Origin of the sequence: Deinococcus actinosclerus, assembly GCF_001507665.1 — a bacterium.
GTDB classification, from domain to species: domain Bacteria; phylum Deinococcota; class Deinococci; order Deinococcales; family Deinococcaceae; genus Deinococcus; species Deinococcus actinosclerus.
In genome coordinates, this window is record NZ_CP013910.1 from 103,979 (window position 1) to 122,500 (window position 18,522).

Sequence of the window (18,522 nt, forward strand, 5' to 3'; positions counted from 1 at the left end):
CGTTTCGCCCCCTGTCCCGACGCGAGGAGTCCTGCCATGCCGACGCTGACCCGAGTGCTCACCCCCGCCCTGCTCGCCCTGACCGTCGCCCTGGGGGCCTGCGGACAGACCCCCACCACCAGCGCGCCCGCCGGGGCCGGCGCGGCCCGCCCGGCGGACCCCACCCCGGTCAGCGCCGCCCCGGTCGGCGCCGCACCGGGCGCCGCCGACGCGCAGGTCAACGCGGCCCTCGAACGCTTCGCTCAGCAGCTCGCGCGGCAACTGCCCGACCCGGAACTGCGCCGCGCGGTGCAGGACCAGGCGGCGCTGCGCTTCGACGGGGACCAGGAAACCCTGTTCAGCGCGCTGGCCGCCCGCCCGGCCGGGGCGACCACCGTGCAGGGCCTGCTCACGCGCGGCGGCCTGAGCGCCAGCGCCCTGGACGACGTGACCCGCCGCGTCACGAACCTGCAGGTCGCGGTGCGCGGGCCGCAGTGGAACGCCGCCGAGTACACCCCGCTGGTCGCTGTGGCCGCCCAGGGCGACGAGTTCGCGCCGGTCGTGGCCTTCGACGCGCAGGGAAGGCGCCACACCCTGGACGCCCGCACGCCCCCCACGCAGCCGGTCGTGGTGGTCGGCGTGGCCGAGCGGGTGGACGAGCAGGGCCGCGTGATGGTGCCGGCCGCCACGCGGGCCGGGGCGACGGCCGTCACCGACCCGGCCGCCAGCGTGGGCGCGCAGGCCTGCGACAGCTGGGAACGCCTGATCTCGCTGTACGTCCGCGACGACCACGAACCCTGGACGCGCGGCGACCCCGAAATCTACGTGCAGCTGGGCTCGAACTCCCGTGACGGCCTCTACGTCGGCTCGCTGCCCGACGTGAACGGCGAGAACAAGTGGTACGAACCCAGGCGCGACCTCGTGCGCTGGAGCAGCACCACCATGGGCAACTGGATGATGTACCTCTGGTACGAACGCGACGGCGGCGGCAGCCTCACCCTGACCATCGGCGCGGACGTCAAGGGCGTGAACGGCAGCGTGTCCTACACCGTCGCGGACGGCGACGACCAGATGGGCCACGCCACCCTGGCCTTCGGGGACCGCCTGCAACGCTTTGCGCTCGACACCGGCGACGTCCGCTGGTGGCGCGGCGGCTGCGAGTAACGCCCCCCCCGCCTCACCCGCCGGGTCCCCCCGGCGCCTACACTGACCGGCACACCATCAACGCGGCCCTGCTCCCAGCGTCCTGCTTCCCTGTCCTGCGCGTCCCCACCCGAGGCACCGATGACCGTGTCCCCCCTGGCCCCCACCCGCCCGGCCCACCCGTCCACCCGGCCCGACGCGGCCTCCAGCGCCGATCCCCGCCTGGAGGTGCAGCGCACCCTGCACGTCACCAGCCTGATCACCTGGGGCGTGCTGTCCCTGCACTCCCTGCTGGTCGAACCCGGGCGTGACCACCTGCCCCTGCGGGACGTGCAGTGGTGGGGCGCCGTGAACCTGACCTTCCTGGCCGTGATGCTCCTGACCCTGGGCGGCCTGGTCCAGCGCGGGCGGCCCGCCACGCTGGCGCTGCTGCTGGTGCAGTCCGGACTGGCCCTGATCGCCAACGCCCTGCTCAGCGGCAGCAGCGTGCAGGCCGGCCTGATGATCGCCATCGCCGCGCAGGCCGCGCTGGTGCTGCCCCTGCGGCTCACGCTGCTGTGGGTGGCGGCCCAGAGCGCCGCGCTGCTGTGGGTGCTGCTCACCCACTGGCAGAGCCAGGACGCCTGGGCCTTCACCACCGGGTACCTGTGTTTCCAGGGACTGGCGGCCATGACCGTCCGCACCGCCATGCGCGAGATCCGCGCCCGTCAGGCGCTGGCTGCTGTCGTGGACGAACTGCGCGCCACCCGCGCCCTGCTGGCCGACGCCAGCCGGCAGGCCGAGCGGCTCCAGATCTCCCGCGACCTGCACGACCTGCTGGGCCACCACCTGACCGCGCTGGGCATGCACCTGCAAGTCGCCGGGCACCTCCTGCCCCCGGACGCCCCGGCCCGGCCGCACCTGCTCACCGCGCAGCAGGTGACGGGCGACCTGCTGGGCGACGTCCGCTCGGCCGTGCGGGGACTGCGCCACACGGCCTGCTGCGACCTGCCGGCCGAACTGGCCGCCCTGAGTGCCGCCGCGCCCGTGCGCGTCCACCTGGACTGGGCGCCGGACACGCAGGTGCACTGCCCCGTGCAGGCGCAGGTGCTGCTGCGCAGCGTGCAGGAGATCCTGACGAACGCCGCCCGCCACGCGCGCGCCGCGCAGGTCTGGCTGACCGTCCGCCGCCACGCGGGCACGCTGCACCTGCACGCCCACGACGACGGCCCGCGCCGCCCGGCGGAGCTGCGCTTCGGCTGCGGCCTGAGCGGCATGCGCGAACGCCTGGAAAGCGTGGGCGGCACCCTGGAGGCCCGCCTCAGCCCGGACCGTGGCGTGACCCTGCACCTCACCCTGCCCGCGCGGGGGACCGCGTGATCCGCGTGCTGCTGGTCGAGGACCAGACGCTGGTCCGCCAGGGCCTGCGCAGCATGCTGGCCCTGTCCGGCGACCTGGAGGTCATCGCGGAGGCCGAGGACGGCCTGCAGGCGCTGCACCTCGCGCCCGCCCACCGCCCGGACGTCATGCTGCTCGACTACCGCATGCCGCACCTGGACGGCCTGGGCGTGCTGCGCGGCCTGACCGCCCTGGGCGCGCTGCCCCCCACCCTGATCCTCACGACCTTCGACGACGACGACCTGCTCATCGAGGGCGCGCAGGCCGGGGCGCGCGGCTACCTCCTCAAGGACGTCTCGCTGGAGGTGCTCCTCCAGGCGGTCCGCACCGTGGCGGGGGGGGGCCGCTGGCTGCAACCCGTCACGCCCTCGCGCGTGCGCGGCCCGGACGCCGCGTCCCCCCCCGGGGAGGCCATCAGCCTGACCACCCGCGAGCAGGAGGTGCTGCGCCTGATGGCCGGCGGGTACAGCAACCGCGAGATCGCCGGGCTGATCACCACCACCGAGGGCACCATCAAGAGCTACGTGTCGAACATCCTCTCGAAACTCGGCGTGCGTGACCGCACCCGCGCCGTCCTGAAGGCCCTGGAGTACCGCCTGATCTGATCAGGCCGCCAGTTGCCGGCACGTCTCCGCGCAGCGGCGGCACGCTTCCGCGCAGCGCTGGCAGTGGTCATGGTGGTGCTGGCCGCACTCGGCGGCGCAGGCCTCGCAGGCCTCGGCACACAGCGCGCACGCCTGCGCGTGCAGGTCGCTGCCGCGCATCAGCAGCCGCGCGGTCAGCGCGCACACGTCCGCGCAGTCGCGGTCGAGGCGGATGCAGCCGCGCATCATGTCGATGTCCGGCTCGGCGAGGCAGGCGGTCGCGCAGGTCTCGCAGGCCTGCACGCAGGCCAGACACGCGTCGATGCAGTCCCGGATCATGGCTTCGGTCATGCCCCACCGTGTCATCCCCGTTCCGGCGCGGGATGGGAGCGGGATTCAGGCCCCCTTCACGCCAGCGCCGGCCAGACCCGCCGGCTGTCAGCTCACCCCACGGACGAGTTCCGCTTCCCATTCGCTTGCGGGCGTGCGGTCGTCGCGGCTCTGCCCGGCCTGACTGGCGTGCTGGGTGAAGCGCGACAGCGTCCAGCTGTGGTCTCCGGCGCGCAGGGTGTACGTGCCGTGCTCGCCCGGGCCGGTCACGCGCCGCCCTCTGTCGCGGTAGGTGACCTCCACGGGCGCCCCGACTGGGAGCGCTTCCAGTGTGGAGACGAGTACGGCGCCGTGGAACGACCGCTGTGGATCCGTCGGCTCGCCACGCCACGCCCCGCTGAGACACACCACCACGTTTCCGGCCGCGCTGCTTTTGGTCATGCCTCATCAGGACACGTCCACCCGTGGGTGGGGTGAGGGCCGCCCCACCCCCCCTTCATGAGATGGCCGCCGGGTCACCACGGCTCAGGTCAGGAACAGCCGGTACGCCGGGTTCGCCGTCACCTCGGTCGCCGGGTACCCCACCCCGGCCAGGAACGCCGCGAACTCCGGCGCGTCCCCGGGCGGCACCTGCACGCCCGCCAGCACCCGGCCGTGCGCCGACCCGTGATTGCGGTAGTGGAACAGGCTGATGTTCCAGCGGCCGTGCAGGTGCGTCAGGAACTCCAGCAGCGCCCCAGGCCGCTCCGGGAACGTGAACGAGTACACCCGCTCGTCCGTCGCCTCCGGCGCGCGCCCACCCACCATGTGCCGCACATGGACCTTCGCCAGCTCGTCGTCCGTCAGGTCCAGCACCGCGTACCCGCGCGACACCAGCTCCTCGCGCAGCTCCGCCCGCTGCCCGGGGGCCGCCAGCTGCACGCCCACGAAAATCTGCGCCTGCGCGCGCGGCGCGAAGCGGTAGTTGAACTCCGTGATCGCCCGCGCGCCCACCACCTCGATGAACTCCCGGAACGCCCCGGGCCGCTCCGGGATGGTCACCGCGAAGATCGCCTCGCGCCGCTCCCCGATCTCCGCCCGCTCCGCCACGTGCCTGAGCCGGTCGAAATTCACGTTCGCGCCGCAGGTCAGGGCCACCAGCGTCTCACCCTGCACGCCCCGCTCCTGCACGAAGCGTTTCAGGCCCGCCACCGCCAGCGCCCCCGCCGGTTCCATCACCGCGCGCGTGTCGTCGAACACGTCCTTGATCGCCGCGCACACCTCGTCCGTGTTCACCCGCACCCAGTCGTCCACGTACCGGCGCGTCAGGTCGAACGTGAACGCCCCCACCTGCTTCACCGCCACGCCATCCACGAAGATGCCCACCGACTCCAGCCGCACCCGCTCCCCGGCCTGCACCGACTGGAACATCGCGTCACTGTCCTCCGGCTCCACGCCCACCACCCGGATGTCCGGCCGCAGCGCCTTCAGCACCCCCGCCACCCCCGCGATCAGACCGCCGCCCCCCACCGGCACGAACACCGTCAGCGGCCCCGGGGTCTCCACCTGCCGCAGCACCTCCAGCGCCACCGTCCCCTGCCCCGCCAGCACGAGCGGATCATCGTACGGATGTACAAAAGTCAGGCCCAGCTCCCGCTGCAACGCGAACGCATGCGCCTCCGCGTCACTGAAACTGTCCCCGAACAGCACCACCTCCGCCCCACGCGCCCGGCACGCCCCCACCTTGATCTCCGGCGTCGTCGCGGGCATTACGATCACCGCCCGCACCCCCAGCCGCTCCGCCGCGAACGCCACCCCCTGCGCGTGATTCCCCGCCGAGGCACAGATCACCCCCCGCGAGCGCTCCTCCGCCGTCAGCTGCGCCATCTTGTTGTACGCCCCACGCAACTTGAACGAGAAGATCGGCTGCTGATCCTCCCGCTTCAGCAGCACCCGGTTCCCCAGGCGGGCACTCAGGCGCGGCGTCTCGCTCACCGGCGTCTCCACCGCCGCCCCGTACACCTTGCTCGTCAGCGCCAACCGCAGCACGTCCATCGCGTCCAGCTCACCCGGCTTGAATTCCCGAACCTGCGTCACACCCGATCACCCCTCTGTCGCCCTGAACAGCGCTCTGAAAAGAAAACCCCCCACCGGACGGCGGGGGACGATTGGCAGCGCGCAGGCCGTCAGGCGTTCACCCCTGACCAGCCCATAATTCGCGCATCTCTCATGTCCGACAGCTTAGGCGTGGGGGTCGTCGCGCAGTGGGGAAGGGGTAGACAAGGGGAGGTGTTTTTCGCATCGCGGCGGGTGGCCCCACCCCCCCAGCCCCCATCCCCAGGGGGGACGGGGGGGCTTACGTTGCACTGGGCAAGAGTTGTTCCCGGTGCGGCGTGTTCGGGGTGTGCGGTGACGGGTCCGGCTTCGACGCCATCCTCCGCCCCCTCGCAGGCCCGCGCGCTGCGCGCACGACGGCCGGTGGCAATCGGCGGTCAGTCGGTGTGGTGGGACGCTTCAGGCGGCTGATCTACTTTTTCTGGCTTTGGCAGCAGCATGGGTTCAGGCTCCCCTCAAGGGCAGCTGTCAGCGCAGCTGACTGAGGGGTCCTGCGTAGCAGCTGGTTCCCGCTGCGCAGCAGCCTCCCTTCCCACTGCCCACTCCCTACTGCCCACTTCCCCCCGCGATCTGCCGCGCCAGTTCGTCTGCGGTCCACAGGCCGAGGGTGTCGGCGTGGGGGCCGCCCAGAAGGAGGTGGGTGTGGTCGTCGAGGCGGTCGTGGGTGGGTGGGGCGCCGGGCTGCCCGCCGGGGAGGGCGAGCCACGCGCCGGGAATGTCGGCGAGGCTGCGGCCCAGGTGCAGGTCACTGGTGGCGAGGGCGGGGAAGGCGTCCATGAGGCCCACGAGGTCCTCGAGGGTTTCGCGGCGCAGGCCGGTGGGGACGCCGGTCAGGTGCCCGCCCTGGGGCGCGTAGCCGTGCGGGTCGCGGTGGTGGATGGGCGGGATGAGGGTGTACGCGCCGTGCTGGGGCCGCAACGTGAGGCCGTGGGCGTGCAGGACGGGCGTGTCCTCGGTGCTGGGCGCGGCGAGGTGCGGGGTCTGCCGGTAGGCGCGGGCGTGGCGGGTGTGGACGCCCAGATGATGTTCGGCCTGTGTGGGAGCGTGCGCGCCGGTGGCGAGAACGATCAGGGGCGCGTGGAGGGTGTGGGTCTCGTGCGTGACGACCTGATGGGTGTTCGTGACGGTCAGGCGCTCCAGCGTGACGCGCCCGCCGGGGTGGGGGGTAGCGCGGGTGTTCAGCAGCAGGTCGGTGCCGCGCCGGATGGCGCTCTGCGCGGCCACCTGCGCGAGGGTGCCGGGGCGGTAGGTGTGCGCCCCGTGCGCCCTGGCGTGCGGGAGGACCCCCAGGTCGAGCAGGGCGAGGCTCTGCGGGTGCGCGCCGAGCAGGTCGCGGGTGGGCTGACTGCCGGGGGTGGGCTGGTCGTGCAGGGTCAGGTACCGGCGGGACTGGATGTCATCGCCCAGCAGGGCCCGCAGCCGCTCCAGGGTCCAGCGGGCGGCACCGTGCTGGGAATCGGGCAGGTGTGCAGTCGTCCAGATGCCGGGGGCGAGGATGGTCGCGCCGTCCTCGTTGGGCAGGCCGCCCTCCTCGACCAGCAGGGTCTTCAGGTGCGGGGCGTGCTCGGTCAGGGCCAGGGCCAGGGCGCTGCCCATGCGGCCCGCGCCGAGGATAAGCACGTCGTAGGGGGCCTGCGGGTCGGTGCCGGGGGTGAAGGACTGGCCGACGTGGGCCCACACGCGGCCGGGGGACGGGCGGAGGTCATGCGGGCATGATGGGCCGTTCTCACCCGCCTGTCAGGCGGACGGGGGTGGGCGTGCGTATACTCGATCTTGATCATGCGTTCATTTCTGCGTGTTGGCGCTGCGGTGTGCGGCGGGCTGCTGCTGGGGTCTGGCGCGTCGGCGCTGAACGTGCGCGTGCTGGTGGCGGCGGCCCCACAGTTGACCGTGCGGGTCGCGGCCCCCGCCCCGGCGCCCGGCGCCCTGAACGTGCCCGGCGCCCCCACGCCGGCCCCCCTGCCGGTGCAGGCCTGGACGGTGGGGGCCAGCGGCACGCAGCTGACCCTGAACGGCCAGCCCACCGGGAGCGCGAGCCTCTACCTGCCGCCCAGTCCGGGCAGCGTCGTGGAGATCGCCGGGAAGGCGTACCGGGGCGGGGTGCAGCTGCGCGCCGAGAAGGGCGGCGTGCAGGGCATCAACGTGGTGGACCTGGAAGACTACCTGCGCGGCGTGGTCCCGGCCGAGATGCCCGCGTCGTGGCCGTCGGCGGCGGTGCAGGCGCAGGCGGTGATCGCGCGCACCTACGTCACGGCGCGCATCAACCCCGCCACGCCGTACGACACCTGCGCCACCGAGACCTGTCAGGTGTACGGCGGGATCGCCGCCGAGAAGCCCCTGGCGGACGCCGCGATCGCCGCGACGCGCGCGCAGGTCGTGGCGTTCGGCGGGAAGGCGGCCAGCACGTATTTCAGCAGTGACAGCGGCGGCTTCACGGCGTCGAGCGCCGAGGTGTGGGGCAAGGAGCTGCCGTACCTGGTCGCGAAGGCCGATCCGTTCTCGGCGGGCAGCCCACGCGCCCGCTGGCGGCTGGAGGTGCCCCTGGGCCGCGTGCAGGAAGCGGCCGGGAACGCTGGGGTGCGCGTGGGCGCCCTCAGGAGCGTGACGGTCACGCGCGTCAGCGAGTCGGGCCGCCCGCTGGAGATCACGTTCGTGGGCGCCTCCGGCACCGGGAAGCTGACCGGGGCGAGCGCCGGGGGCTTCGTGCGGGCGCTGGGCGCGTCCGGCACGCGCGTGACCCTCGCGGGCCTGAACCCGCTCGTGCTGTCGGGCAGCGGCAGCGGGCACGGGGTGGGCCTCTCGCAGTACGGAGCGCTGGGGCTGGCGAACGCCGGGTACAGCCACCTGCACGTCCTGGGCTTCTACTACCCCGGCACGCAGCTGGCCACCCTGAGCGCCGACGCGGGCCCGGCCCGCCCGGCCCTGGCGGTGCAGGCGGCGCTGCCGGTGCCGCCCCTGGGGCAGGTCTGGGCGGCAGCCCACGCGCAGCAGGCGGCGCCGGAACTGCTGGCGGCCGCCCCCGGGTTCACACCATGACCCCCCCCGTGACCCGCGCCGGGCGCCGCCGGGGTGCGCGGGTGCGCGCGGCGCTGCTGGCGCTGGGCCTGCTGGCCCTGGGCGGCGCGCAGGCCCGCACGGTGAAGATCGTCTCGGCCGACACGCTGGAACTGCGGCAGGTGGACGGCCAGGAGCTCGTGGTGATCAGCGGCGAGAACGTGGAACTGCGGGTCGACGACGACGTGGTGCGCGCCAGGCGGGTGGAGTTCAACCGCACGCGGCGCACCCTGACGCTGATCGGCGCCGCCTCGTACCGCAGCGCCAAGGACGGCGAGGACCTGCGGGGCGAGAATCTCGTCGTGGAACTCGGCAAGGAGCAGGTGAGCGGCGAGGACGTCCTGATCAGCGACGCCCGCCTGGAGATCCGTGGGCAGGAGGTGGACCGCATTCCGGGCCAGCTGCGCGCCACGGGCGGGTACTTCACGACCTGCGCCCGCTGCGGCCGCACTCCCAACGACTACGCGTTCCGCGCCGAGCGGCTGATCGTGTACCCCGGCGACCGGCTGGTCGCGTACAACGCGCAGCTGCTCCTGGCCGACATTCCCGTGCTGTTCCTGCCGGTGCTCGTGCTGCCCCTGAACGACAGGGACCGCCAGCCGCGCCTGGAGGTCGGCCGCGACGCCGTGGACGGCCTGACCGTCCTGGCCGACCTGCCCTTCAGCGTGGGCGGCAACACGCTGGGCACCACCCGGCTGCGCTACTACCAGAACCGCACGCCCAGCGTCGGGGCGGGCGTGACGCTGCGCTCGTACGCGCCGGTGCCGTTCGTGGACCGCGTGGACCTGGACCTGCTGGCCGAGCCGCGCCCGGTGGGGCAGGAGGGCCGCGACGTGAACCTGGAGTTCCGGGTCAGGGGCCGCGTGCCGCTGGCGCTGGCCGCCCGCGACCTGGACTACACCCTGAACGTGACCCGGCGCGACATCGGCCGGAGTGCTACCGACCCCGAGCGGGGCGTGACGAACGTTGACCTGGGGGTCCGGGCCGAGTATCCGCTGTTTAGCGCGGCCTTCAACTACGTGGACCGTTTCGGCCCGGCGCCCACGGCGGCGCTGTACACGCCCCTGAAACGGCCGGAGGTGGTCGTCGATCCCAAACCGTACACGAACGGTCCGCTCAGCGTGGACGTGAAGCTCACGGCGGGGAACTACACGGCGGCCAGCAATCCCCGGTCGCCCAGCGCTGCGGCGCAGGGCGTGAACATCACCACCAGCCGCCTGGAGGAGCAGCACAGCCTCGCGTATACCGTCAAACCCTGGACGGACGCGGACCTGAGCCTGAGCAACACCTTCACCGGGCGCTACTACGGCACCGGCGCGCGCACCGTGCAGCTCGACCTGACCGGCACCCTCACGCAGCGCTGGGCGGGGTCCAACTCGGTCAGCCTGACGGCCAAGTACCTGCGCACCGAGGGCACCAGTCCCTTCGCCTTCGACGCGCTGCCGGGGCGCCTGCTGTCCGCCCCGGTCACGCTGAATGTCTCCACGGTGCCCGCCCGGGACGTGAGTTTCGGCGTGTCGTACACCCGCGACCTGTTCCTGAGCAGCGATCAGCAGGGCAACGCCATCTTCAGCCTGGGCGTGAACCGCCGCCCCCTGAGCCTGAGTGCCAGCACGCAGGTGAACCTGGACAAGCGCAGCCTGGAGGACGTGTCGTTCAGCGCCACCCTGGCCGACCCCGACAGCCGCAAGGTCACGGTCACGCCCGCGCAGCCCGCCACGGCCACCACGCCCGCCCGCCCGGCCACCGCGACCCGCACGAGCGCGTGGCCCGCCCCGAACCTCAGCCTCAGCGCGTCGGGCGGCTACGCGCGGGCCACCGGGCCCAAACCGCTGACCGTCACGGCCGCCGTGACCGGCGACGTGCGCAGCAACAACTTCAGCGTGTCGGTGACCCACAACGTCCGCACGCCCGAGATCACGTCCGTGGGCGTGCGCTACAGCCTGACCCGCACGCAGGACACTGTCCTGAATGCCCTGACCGTCAGCGGGAACGAGACCCTGAACCCGGTCACGGGCCTGCTGACCGGCAGCCACCGCGTGCTCTGGCGCGGGCAGTACGAGTTCCAGACCTCGCACAGCCTGCTGCTGGCCCGCCCGGACAGCGCCACCAGCAGCGGCACGGTCGACTTCAGCGTGGGCACCGCCAGCGGCAGCCTGAACAGCTGGTCGGTGCGCTACGGCGGGGCGTACGACCTGCGCCGCGGCGGCTTCACCGCCCCGCAGCTGAGCGCCAGCCTGAACCTGACCCGCACCGGGCAGACCCTGGCCGTGGCGGCCGTGCTGAACACGCCGGGGCTGGATCAGCGGCGCACGGAACTGGCGCGCGCGGAACTGAGCGGCGCGGCGCAGTTCGGCAGCCGCTTCTGGGTGTCGGGCCGCGCGCTGTACACCCGCACCCGCAGCGGCACGTACCCCGACGACGTCGCCACCGACACCCTGCAGCTCAGCCCGCTGCGCGTGAACCTCGGCCTGGGCCGCGCCGGCGAGCGGCCGGGCGCCTACCTGACCGGCACCCTGTCGCAGAACTTCACCTGGGTGGACGGCGTGCGCCAGACCCCCGGACCGCTGACGCCCGTCATCGGGCTGACCATCGACCGCTGCTGCTGGGCGCTCCAGGCCGAGGCGGACCTGCTCAACCGCCGCTACCGGGTGGCGGTGGGCCTGCCCGGCCAGACCGGCTACCCGCTGTTCGAACTCACGCCGGACGGCGCCCGCATTCCGCTGATTCCCACCCTGCCCTGACGCTCCCCGCTCCCGCCCCGCCCCGGAGGTGACCCCCGCATGCGCCGACTCCTGCTCCTGCCCGTCCTGACCACCGCGCTCCTGACTGCCTGCACCGGCACCGAGGAGGTGCAGTACGCCGTGCAGCTGAACGTCCTGACGAACGCGGACGCCTCGGGCCGCGCGGCGCAGCTGCGCGCCCTGAACACCGACGGCGGCAGCGTGAACACCGTGCCCGTGACGGGCGGCGTGCAGGTGCTGCCCGTCAGCGGTTCGCGCCGCGTGATCAGCGTGCGGGTGGACGGCGCCGAGACCCGCACCCCGCAGGGTGAGGACCCCCAGCCCTTCGCGGACCCGGGGTTCACGCCGTGCTACACGCGCGCCGCGCAGGACGCCGCGCGCACCCGGCTGCTGCTCCTGAGCGAGTGCAGCGGCGTGCAGCGCGCCGCCCTGTTCAGCAGCGACACCCGCGCGCTGATCTGGTCGGCGCTGCTGCCCACCTACCTGCCGCCCGTGACGACCAGCGATACGCCCCCCACCCGGCTGGCCGTGCAGGGCGACGTGGGCCTGATCTCCCGCGCCCGGCTGAACGGCGGCAGCGAGATCATCCGCGTGGCGATCCCCGGCGGGACCAGCGCGCCCGAGGTCAGCGCGCCCCTCGCCATCCCGGCCGTCTTCGATCTCGTGCCGTACGGGGGGCGCGTCCTGGCCGCCACCGCGACCGGCATCCAGGCCCTGACCAGCAGCGGCGAACCCGACAGCACCACGACCCTCAGCGCGTTCGGCGCGACCCGCTACGACCGGCTGTGGGTGGGCGGCGCGAACAATACGCTGCTGGCCGCGTGGCGCAGCAACGTCCTGGCGGCCACCTCCGACAGCCCCCTGCGCCTGTGGGACGGGGCCGCCACGACCGCCGCCACGGTCGCCACCCTGGCCGACATCCGCGACCTGACCCTGCCCAGCGACGGGAAGGCGTACGTGCTGGCCGGCTCGGCCCTGAACCGCTACGACGTCACGCTGGGCCTCTCGACCGGCAACTGGGCGCCCAGGACCCTGGCCTCCCTGACCGCGCCGCTGAGCATCGCCTGGACGGTGCCGGTCACCACGCCCTGACCTCCCGGCGGGCGTCAGCGCTCCCTGGGACCGGAGACGTCCTCCGGCGGGCGGGTGACCGGATCGGGCGGGACGGGCAGGCCCAGCGCGGCCTGACGGGCGCGGGCGTGCGCCAGCGTCCAGGCGCGCGGGTCGCGTTCCCCGGCATAGCTGTCGCGCAGGGAAGCGCTCAGGGCTGAGGCTCCGATGCACTCGGGCACGCCGCTGGCACCGGGGTTGGGCGCGCAGTCGGTCAGGACGTCCAGGTGCGCCGCGATGACCGGCGCGGCGCCCGGGCCCAGGGCGAGCAGGTCGGCGGCGTTCGCCTGCTGCGGGGCGCGGCGCTGCGCGTTCGTGACCCCGGACAGCTCCCGCGTGATGTTCACCCGCGCGATCAGCCCAGCCGGATTCAGCGCGGTCGTGACGAGCAGCGTGCCCAGGCCCAGCAGCAGCGCCGGGTACGCGAAGCGCGGGGCCTGATCCCGCCAGAGGGTCACGGCCAGCCACGCCAGGGTCAGCGTCACCCACACCAGGAAGGCGGCGCCCAGCACGCGGGTCTCGCTCAGGCCGTACGCCTGGGTGTACAGCACCCAGCGCTGCGCGGCGGACGCCAGGATCACCGTCAGCGGCAGCAGCACGGCGGCGTTCAGCGCGTGGAAGGCTGCTCGGCGGCGGGACTCCGGGGTGCTCAGGGCGTACGCGACGCGCAGCACGGCGGCCGTCAGGAGCGCCACGGTCATGAGTTGCCCGAAGCCCTCGCGGATGAACGCCGCGTACGTCTGCCCGTCGGGCAGCGTGCCGCCCAGCAGCAGCGGCAGCTGCCGCGCCGCGAACGCCGTGAACAGCAGCGCCAGCGCGCCCAGCGGCACGCCCGTCTCGATCAGGCCCAGCCGTCCCTGACCCGGCGCGGGCGGGAGGAGGCTGGGCCGCGCGGCGAGCAGCGCCCCGTACACCAGTCCGCCGGTCAGGATCAGCCAGCCGATCAGGTGCCCCAGGGTGCTGATAGACCGGTCGAGGTTCACGTCCAGGTGCAGCAACGCGTTCAGCGCGTGGGCGAACGACTCGTCCGCCCCGGCCAGCAGCGGTGCGAACACCGCGAGGAGCGGCACGCTCAGCAGGGCGCCCACGCCCACCCGGCCCCAGGTGCGCGGCGCGGCAGAGGCGGGTTTCAGGTGCGCCCACGGGAAGCGGTCGAGCAGCACGGCCAGCCCGTAGATGACGTGAATGCCGCTGCTCAGGGCGGCGCCCAGGCCGTCCAGCACGCCCGCCCGCGCCAGCCCCGGGAAGCGCAGCGCGGCCGAGCCCAGCCCCAGGCACAACACCAGCGCCAGCATGTTCAGGAACGCCAGATCGGGCGTGGGGGCCCACAGCGTGAACGCCACGCTGAACAGGGCGGCCAGGGCCAGCAGGGTCACCCCCTCGCGGCTGGGGGGCTGGCCCTCCCGCCGCGCCCGCCACGTCACCACGCCCAGGTACAGGGCCGTCCACACCGCCAGATTCAGCCCGAACGCGCCGCCCGCGCCCTCGGTCAGCAGCAGCGCGGCCAGCGCCAGCCCGGCGGCGGTCAGCAGCGGCCACGCCAGCCTCGGCGCGGCGGGGGAGGGGGCCTGGGGGACTTCGGCGGGCGCACCGGGGAGGGTCATGCCCGCACCGTACTCACCGGGCCCTCACGCGGCGTCCACCGGAGGGTCTACAGCGAAAGGAGGAGAACCGGCCTCCCGGTCTGGCTGGGCGCTACCCGCCGCGCGCGAAACGGCGTTCCAGCGCCCGCTGCACGAGTTCCAGCAGGCTGCTGACCGCCCAGTAGATCAGCGCCGCCGCCAGGTACGGCCCGAACGGTTCGAAGGTCCGCGCGATGACCAGCTGCGCGCTGCGGAGCAGTTCCACGACCGTGATCACGCTGACCAGGGACGTGTCCTTCACGAGGCCGATCAGGGTGTTGCTCAGGCTGGGCAGTGCCACGCGCGCCGCCTGCGGCAGGATGATCAGCCGCATGGTCTGCGACCCACTCAGGCCCAGGCTGGTCGCGGCCTCCCGCTGCCCCTTCGGGATGCTCAGGATCGCGGCGCGCATCGTCTCCGAGAGGTACGCGGCGGCGTTCAGCGTCAGGGCGATCACGCCGCCCGCCACGGGGTTCAGCGTGACGCCCAGGCTGGGCAGCCCGTAGTAGATGACGAAAATCTGCACGAGCAGCGGCGTGCCGCGCATGAACGACACGTACAGGCTGCTCAGGCCCCGCACCCAGCCCAGGCGGGACAGCCGCGCCAGCGCGACCAGGAACCCCAGCGGGAGGCCCAGCACCATCGCGCCCAGCGCGAACCCCAGCGTGACGGGCAGCGCCCCCAGCAGGGTCGGCAGGGACGTCCAGGCGCTCTGGAGGACGAGTTGCAGCTGTTCGGTGTTCATGGGCCTCCCTGGCACGGCGCTGGGCCACGGGCGGTGGTGACCGCGTCCATGGCCCAGCGCTCACAGCTCTGAGCTTAAGGCTTGCTGACGTCCTGACCGAACCACTTGCGGCTGATCTTGGCGTACGTGCCGTCGGCCTTGAGTTGCAGCAGGGCCTTGTCCACCGCCGTCTTCAGGCTGGTGTTGGTCTTCTTCATGGCGATGCCGACCGATTCGGGGTCACCGATGACGCCCGCGCCGCGCACGGGGAGGTTCTGGGACTTGATGAGGTACCCGACGAGCAGGCGGTCGTTGAACGCGGCGTCCAGGCGGCCCGCGGCGAGGTCCGCGAGGTACTCGGGCGCGCCGGGGTACGTGACGACGTTGATACCGCCCGCGTCCCGCAGCTGCTTCTCGAAGTTGCTGCCCAGGCCCACGCCCACGCGCTTGCCCTTCAGGTCCGCAAGGGTCTTCGGGGAGAAGCTGCCAGTCTTCTTGACGATGATCTGCGGGCTGGAGTACGCGTAGGGCTGGCTGAAGCCGATGGTCTTCTGGCGCTCGGCGGTGATGCCGACCTGATTGACGATCACGTCGTACTTGTTCGCCTGGAGTCCGGCCAGGATGCCGCTCCACTCGGTCAGGACGAACTCGGCCTTCAGGCCCAGCTTGGCCGCCACGGCCCGGGCGATGTCCACGTCGAAGCCGGTGAGGTTGCCCTTGTCGTCCTTGTACGTGAACGGGGCGTAGGTGCCTTCCATGCCGATCTTCAGCACGCCTTTTTGCAGGGTGCTGGGGGCGGCGGCGTGGGCGCTGCCGAGGCCGAGGGTCAGGGCGAGCAGGGGCAGGGTGAGGCCGGTGAAGTGCTTGGTCATGGGGCTCCTTGGGGGGCTGCCGGGCAGCCGGGTGCGTGGGGTTGAACAGACGCGTGGCCGCGTCGTTCACGGCAATGGCAATAGTCTACAACTTCGGTCAATTTTTAGAAAGTGTCCTGCATACACTATTGGCGCTCGGGTGACGCGGACCGTCCGCCCCGCCGGACCGCGCCCCGCCGGAACCTCGTGCGCGGGTACGGTTGCCCCGCCCCCCGCCCTCTACACTCGGCGCATGGCCTTTCCGGACATCCAGAGTTTCATGCGCCTCCTCGAGCAGCGCGGTGAACTGCTCCGCGTCACGACCCCGGTCAGCCGAGAACTGGAAATCACCGAGATCGCCGACCGCATGGTCAAGCAGGGCGGCCCGGCCCTGCTGTTCGAGAACGTCACCGGCAGTGACTACCCGGTCGCCATCGGCCTGCTGGGCACCAAGGAGCGCGTGGCGCTGGCCCTCGGCGTGGACGACCTCGACGAACTGGCCGAGAAGGTCCGGAACCTCATCGACCTGTCCGGCGGCGGCAGCAAGCTGGGCCTGCTGAGCAACGTCACGAAACTCCGCGACGCCATGAACCTCCCCCCGCGCCGCGTCCGCTCGGCCCCCGCGCAGGAGGTCGTGTGGCGCGGCGACGAGGTGGACCTCTCGAAGATCCCGGTCCTCAAGTGCTGGCCGCTCGACGGCGGGCCGTTCGTCACGCTGCCCCTCGTCATCACGAAGGACCCGGAAACCGGCGAGCGCAACATGGGCATGTACCGCGTGCAGGTCATGAGCAAAAACACGACTGGCATGCACTGGCAGCGGCACAAGACCGGTACCAAACACCTGGAGAAGGCCAGGAAACTGGGACAGCGGCTGGAGGTCGCGGTCGCCATCGGCGGCGACCCGGCGCTGATCTACGCCGCCACCGCGCCCCTGCCGCCCGTGCCGGGCCTGGACGAGTTCGCCCTCGCCGGGTACCTGCGCGGCCAGCGCTACCCCGTCGCCAGGGGTATCACGGTGGATCTGGACGTGCCCGCCAACGCCGAGTTCGTGCTGGAAGGCTACGTGGACCCCAGCGAGGACTGGGTGGTCGAGGGGCCGTTCGGGGATCACACCGGCTTCTATACCCTGCCGGACCTGTACCCGCACTTCCACGTCACGGCCGTCACCATGCGCCGCAATCCCGTGTACCCGGCGACCATCGTGGGCCGCCCCCCCATGGAGGACGCGTACCTGATCGAGGCGTCCGAACGGCTGTTCCTGCCCGCCGCGCAGCTCATCATTCCCGAGATCGTCGATTACCACATGCCGCCCGCCGGGGTCGCTCACAACCTCGTGTTCGTCAGCATCAAGAAGAGCTACCCGGGGCAGGCGTACAAGGTCGCCAACGGCCTGTTCGGCCTGGGCCAGATGATGTTCGCCAAGGTCATCGTGGTCCTCGACGAGGACGTGAAGGTCACCGACTTCGACGCCGTGTGGCGCGAGGTCACGCGCAAGGCCGTGCCGGGCCGCGACACCCTCACCACGCGCGGCCCCATCGACGTGCTCGACCACTCCAGCCGGGGCTGGGGCTACGGCGGCAAACTCATCATCGACGCCACCACCAAACGCCCCGAGGAGGTCGGCAGCGCCGCCAGCAGCCGCCCCGACCAGGCTGGGGACACCGTGGCGCCCCACGCCTTCACGCCCCTCGCCGCGCACGACCTCCCCACCTTCGGCGGCGTCCTCGCCCAGCGGCAGACCCCGGACGGGTACTGGCTGGTCGCGCTGCACAAGACCCGCGCCGGACAGGCCCGCGAGCTCGCCGCCGCCTTCGCCGCGCACCCCGCCGCGCAGGGCATCCGCCACCTCCTGATCTGCGACGACCAGACCGACGTGAACGACCTCCAGGACGTCTGGTGGACCATCCTGAACAACATCGACGCCGAACGCGACGTCTGGGTGCAGGGGGGGCTCCTCGCCTGGGACGGCGCGCAGAAACTTCCTGAAGAGGGCTTCGTGCGCGAGTGGCCGCCCAAGATCGTCATGGACCAGGGGGTCGTGGACCGCGTGGAGCGCCTGTGGAACGTGTACGGCCTGCCGGAATCCCTGCGGTAACCCGGGGATGGAGCGGAGGCCAGGGCTGACGCGCTGGCCTCCGCTTCAGTTGTTGAATGGCTGGATCTACAGCCGCACCAGCGCCGGGGTCAGGTCCTCGATCTGCGCGGCGCCGCACAGGGCCATGGCGAGGCGGAATTCGTCCTCCAGCAGGGTCAGGGTGCGTTCCACACCGTGCTGCCCGGCGGCGGCGAGGCCCCACAGGGCGGCGCGGCCCAGGAACACGGCTCGCGCGCCGAGCGCGACAGCTTTCAGGACGTCCGTGCCGCGCGTGACGCCCCCGTCGAGGTAGATCTCGCTGCGGCCCGCGACGGCGTCCACGATCTCCGGGAGGGCCTCGAAGCTGCTGATGGCGGTGTCGAGCTGCCGGCCACCGTGGTTGCTGACCCAGACGTGACAGCCGTGCTCTGCGGCCAGAACGGCGTCCTCGGCGGTCAGGATGCCTTTCAGGATGATGGGCAGGGGCGTCTGTTCGCGCAGCCAGGCCAGGTCGTGCCAGGTGAACGTCTTGTCGGCAAGGTCGCGGAAGTAGTTGGCGAGCTGCGAGCCGCTGTCCGTCTCGACCTGCGCGAGGGCGTCACGGCTGGCGACGTTGGGGGCGCCCAGATGGGTGGGCAGGGCGAAGCGGTGGCGCTCGTTGACCTCCCGGCGGCCCAGGTAGGGGGCGTCCACGGTGAAGACGAGGGCGCGCGCTCCGGCGGCCCGGGCGCGGTCGAGCATCGCGCGGCTGTGCGCGCGGTCGCGCAGCAGGTACAGCTGGAACCAGAAGCGGCCCTGGGCGTCCGCGCCGACGGTCTCGATGGGGGTGTTGCTGA

The 18,522-nt window shown here is 72.6% G+C and carries 15 protein-coding genes (1 of these 15 running past the window's edge); 7 read left to right on the forward strand and 8 right to left on the reverse strand.

Annotated elements, in window-relative coordinates:
* The first annotated feature begins 36 nt into the window (after nt 1-36).
* From AUC44_RS00550 to AUC44_RS00560, 3 genes are all read left to right on the forward strand, one after another.
* Complete coding sequence (locus AUC44_RS00550) at nt 37-1,143, forward strand: DUF3103 family protein (RefSeq protein WP_157445111.1); 1,107 nt, start codon at nt 37-39, stop codon at nt 1,141-1,143.
* 120 nt (nt 1,144-1,263) lie between these two features.
* A complete protein-coding gene (locus AUC44_RS00555) occupies nt 1,264-2,481 on the forward strand; it encodes a sensor histidine kinase (protein ID WP_062156928.1) in 1,218 nt (405 codons plus the stop codon).
* A complete protein-coding gene (locus tag AUC44_RS00560) occupies nt 2,478-3,104 on the forward strand; it encodes a response regulator (protein WP_062156929.1) in 627 nt (208 codons plus the stop codon). Before AUC44_RS00555 ends, AUC44_RS00560 begins: the two co-directional genes overlap by 4 nt.
* Here AUC44_RS00560 and AUC44_RS00565 read toward each other — a convergent pair whose 3' ends face one another.
* The 4 genes from AUC44_RS00565 to AUC44_RS17215 form a co-directional block, all read right to left on the reverse strand.
* Nucleotides 3,105-3,434, reverse strand: coding sequence for a four-helix bundle copper-binding protein (locus AUC44_RS00565; RefSeq protein ID WP_157445112.1), 330 nt, complete (start codon nt 3,432-3,434; stop codon nt 3,105-3,107).
* A gap of 87 nt (nt 3,435-3,521) precedes the next feature.
* Nucleotides 3,522-3,854: a hypothetical protein gene (locus AUC44_RS16350; RefSeq protein WP_157445113.1), complete on the reverse strand. Its 333-nt coding sequence runs from the start codon at nt 3,852-3,854 to the stop codon at nt 3,522-3,524.
* Nucleotides 3,855-3,938: 84 nt separating this feature from the next.
* A complete protein-coding gene (gene ilvA, locus AUC44_RS00575; protein ID WP_062156932.1) occupies nt 3,939-5,447 on the reverse strand; it encodes a threonine ammonia-lyase, biosynthetic in 1,509 nt (502 codons plus the stop codon).
* Between the two features lie 606 nt (nt 5,448-6,053).
* The gene (locus AUC44_RS17215; RefSeq protein WP_062156933.1) at nt 6,054-7,187 is read right to left on the reverse strand and encodes an FAD-dependent oxidoreductase; all 1,134 of its coding nucleotides are present in this window, start codon (nt 7,185-7,187) and stop codon (nt 6,054-6,056) included.
* A gap of 99 nt (nt 7,188-7,286) precedes the next feature.
* On the opposite strand from AUC44_RS17215, the gene AUC44_RS00585 reads away from it, so the two are divergent.
* The 3 genes from AUC44_RS00585 to AUC44_RS00595 are packed head-to-tail and all read left to right on the forward strand — an operon-like array spanning nt 7,287 to nt 12,397.
* The gene (locus AUC44_RS00585; RefSeq protein WP_082688888.1) at nt 7,287-8,543 is read left to right on the forward strand and encodes a SpoIID/LytB domain-containing protein; all 1,257 of its coding nucleotides are present in this window, start codon (nt 7,287-7,289) and stop codon (nt 8,541-8,543) included.
* Nucleotides 8,540-11,305, forward strand: coding sequence for an LPS-assembly protein LptD (locus tag AUC44_RS00590; protein WP_062156934.1), 2,766 nt, complete (start codon nt 8,540-8,542; stop codon nt 11,303-11,305). Before AUC44_RS00585 ends, AUC44_RS00590 begins: the two co-directional genes overlap by 4 nt.
* Nucleotides 11,306-11,344: 39 nt before the next feature.
* Nucleotides 11,345-12,397, forward strand: a complete 1,053-nt coding sequence (locus AUC44_RS00595; protein ID WP_062156935.1) for a hypothetical protein — start codon at nt 11,345-11,347, stop codon at nt 12,395-12,397.
* Nucleotides 12,398-12,411: 14 nt separating this feature from the next.
* On the opposite strand, the gene AUC44_RS00600 is transcribed toward AUC44_RS00595, so the two are convergent.
* The 3 genes from AUC44_RS00600 to AUC44_RS00610 form a co-directional block, all read right to left on the reverse strand.
* The gene (locus AUC44_RS00600; protein ID WP_062156936.1) at nt 12,412-14,019 is read right to left on the reverse strand and encodes a DUF4153 domain-containing protein; all 1,608 of its coding nucleotides are present in this window, start codon (nt 14,017-14,019) and stop codon (nt 12,412-12,414) included.
* Between the two features lie 91 nt (nt 14,020-14,110).
* Complete coding sequence (locus AUC44_RS00605; RefSeq protein ID WP_062156937.1) at nt 14,111-14,782, reverse strand: amino acid ABC transporter permease; 672 nt, start codon at nt 14,780-14,782, stop codon at nt 14,111-14,113.
* A gap of 74 nt (nt 14,783-14,856) precedes the next feature.
* Nucleotides 14,857-15,633 (reverse strand): transporter substrate-binding domain-containing protein, encoded by a 777-nt coding sequence (locus tag AUC44_RS00610; RefSeq protein ID WP_062156938.1) that lies wholly within the window; start codon nt 15,631-15,633, stop codon nt 14,857-14,859.
* A 232-nt stretch (nt 15,634-15,865) separates the two neighbouring features.
* Between AUC44_RS00610 and AUC44_RS00615 the strand changes: the two genes are divergently transcribed.
* On the forward strand, nt 15,866-17,707 hold the full coding sequence (locus tag AUC44_RS00615) for a menaquinone biosynthesis decarboxylase (protein WP_062156939.1): 1,842 nt from the start codon (nt 15,866-15,868) through the stop codon (nt 17,705-17,707).
* Between the two features lie 66 nt (nt 17,708-17,773).
* Here AUC44_RS00615 and AUC44_RS00620 read toward each other — a convergent pair whose 3' ends face one another.
* A protein-coding gene (locus AUC44_RS00620; protein ID WP_062156940.1) for an alpha-hydroxy acid oxidase crosses the window boundary here: on the reverse strand, nt 17,774-18,522 show its 3' portion. 361 nt of this gene lie beyond the right edge of the window; 749 of the gene's 1,110 nt are visible here — the last part of the coding sequence; its start codon lies off the right edge, out of view; the stop codon is at nt 17,774-17,776.

Excerpts from the sequence above, each read along its gene's own strand:
- AUC44_RS00550 (WP_157445111.1), top strand. The coding sequence starts at position 37 with ATGCCGACGCTGACCCGAGTGCTCACCCCCGCCCTGCTCGCCCTGACC.
- AUC44_RS00555 (WP_062156928.1), top strand. The coding sequence starts at position 1,264 with ATGACCGTGTCCCCCCTGGCCCCCACCCGCCCGGCCCACCCGTCCACC.
- AUC44_RS00565 (WP_157445112.1), bottom strand. The coding sequence starts at position 3,434 with ATGACCGAAGCCATGATCCGGGACTGCATCGACGCGTGTCTGGCCTGC.
- AUC44_RS16350 (WP_157445113.1), bottom strand. The coding sequence starts at position 3,854 with ATGACCAAAAGCAGCGCGGCCGGAAACGTGGTGGTGTGTCTCAGCGGG.
- ilvA (WP_062156932.1), bottom strand. The coding sequence starts at position 5,447 with ATGGACGTGCTGCGGTTGGCGCTGACGAGCAAGGTGTACGGGGCGGCG.
- AUC44_RS00585 (WP_082688888.1), top strand. The coding sequence starts at position 7,287 with ATGCGTTCATTTCTGCGTGTTGGCGCTGCGGTGTGCGGCGGGCTGCTG.
- AUC44_RS00590 (WP_062156934.1), top strand. The coding sequence starts at position 8,540 with ATGACCCCCCCCGTGACCCGCGCCGGGCGCCGCCGGGGTGCGCGGGTG.
- AUC44_RS00595 (WP_062156935.1), top strand. The coding sequence starts at position 11,345 with ATGCGCCGACTCCTGCTCCTGCCCGTCCTGACCACCGCGCTCCTGACT.
- AUC44_RS00600 (WP_062156936.1), bottom strand. The coding sequence starts at position 14,019 with ATGACCCTCCCCGGTGCGCCCGCCGAAGTCCCCCAGGCCCCCTCCCCC.
- AUC44_RS00605 (WP_062156937.1), bottom strand. The coding sequence starts at position 14,782 with ATGAACACCGAACAGCTGCAACTCGTCCTCCAGAGCGCCTGGACGTCC.
- AUC44_RS00610 (WP_062156938.1), bottom strand. The coding sequence starts at position 15,633 with ATGACCAAGCACTTCACCGGCCTCACCCTGCCCCTGCTCGCCCTGACC.
- AUC44_RS00615 (WP_062156939.1), top strand. The coding sequence starts at position 15,866 with ATGGCCTTTCCGGACATCCAGAGTTTCATGCGCCTCCTCGAGCAGCGC.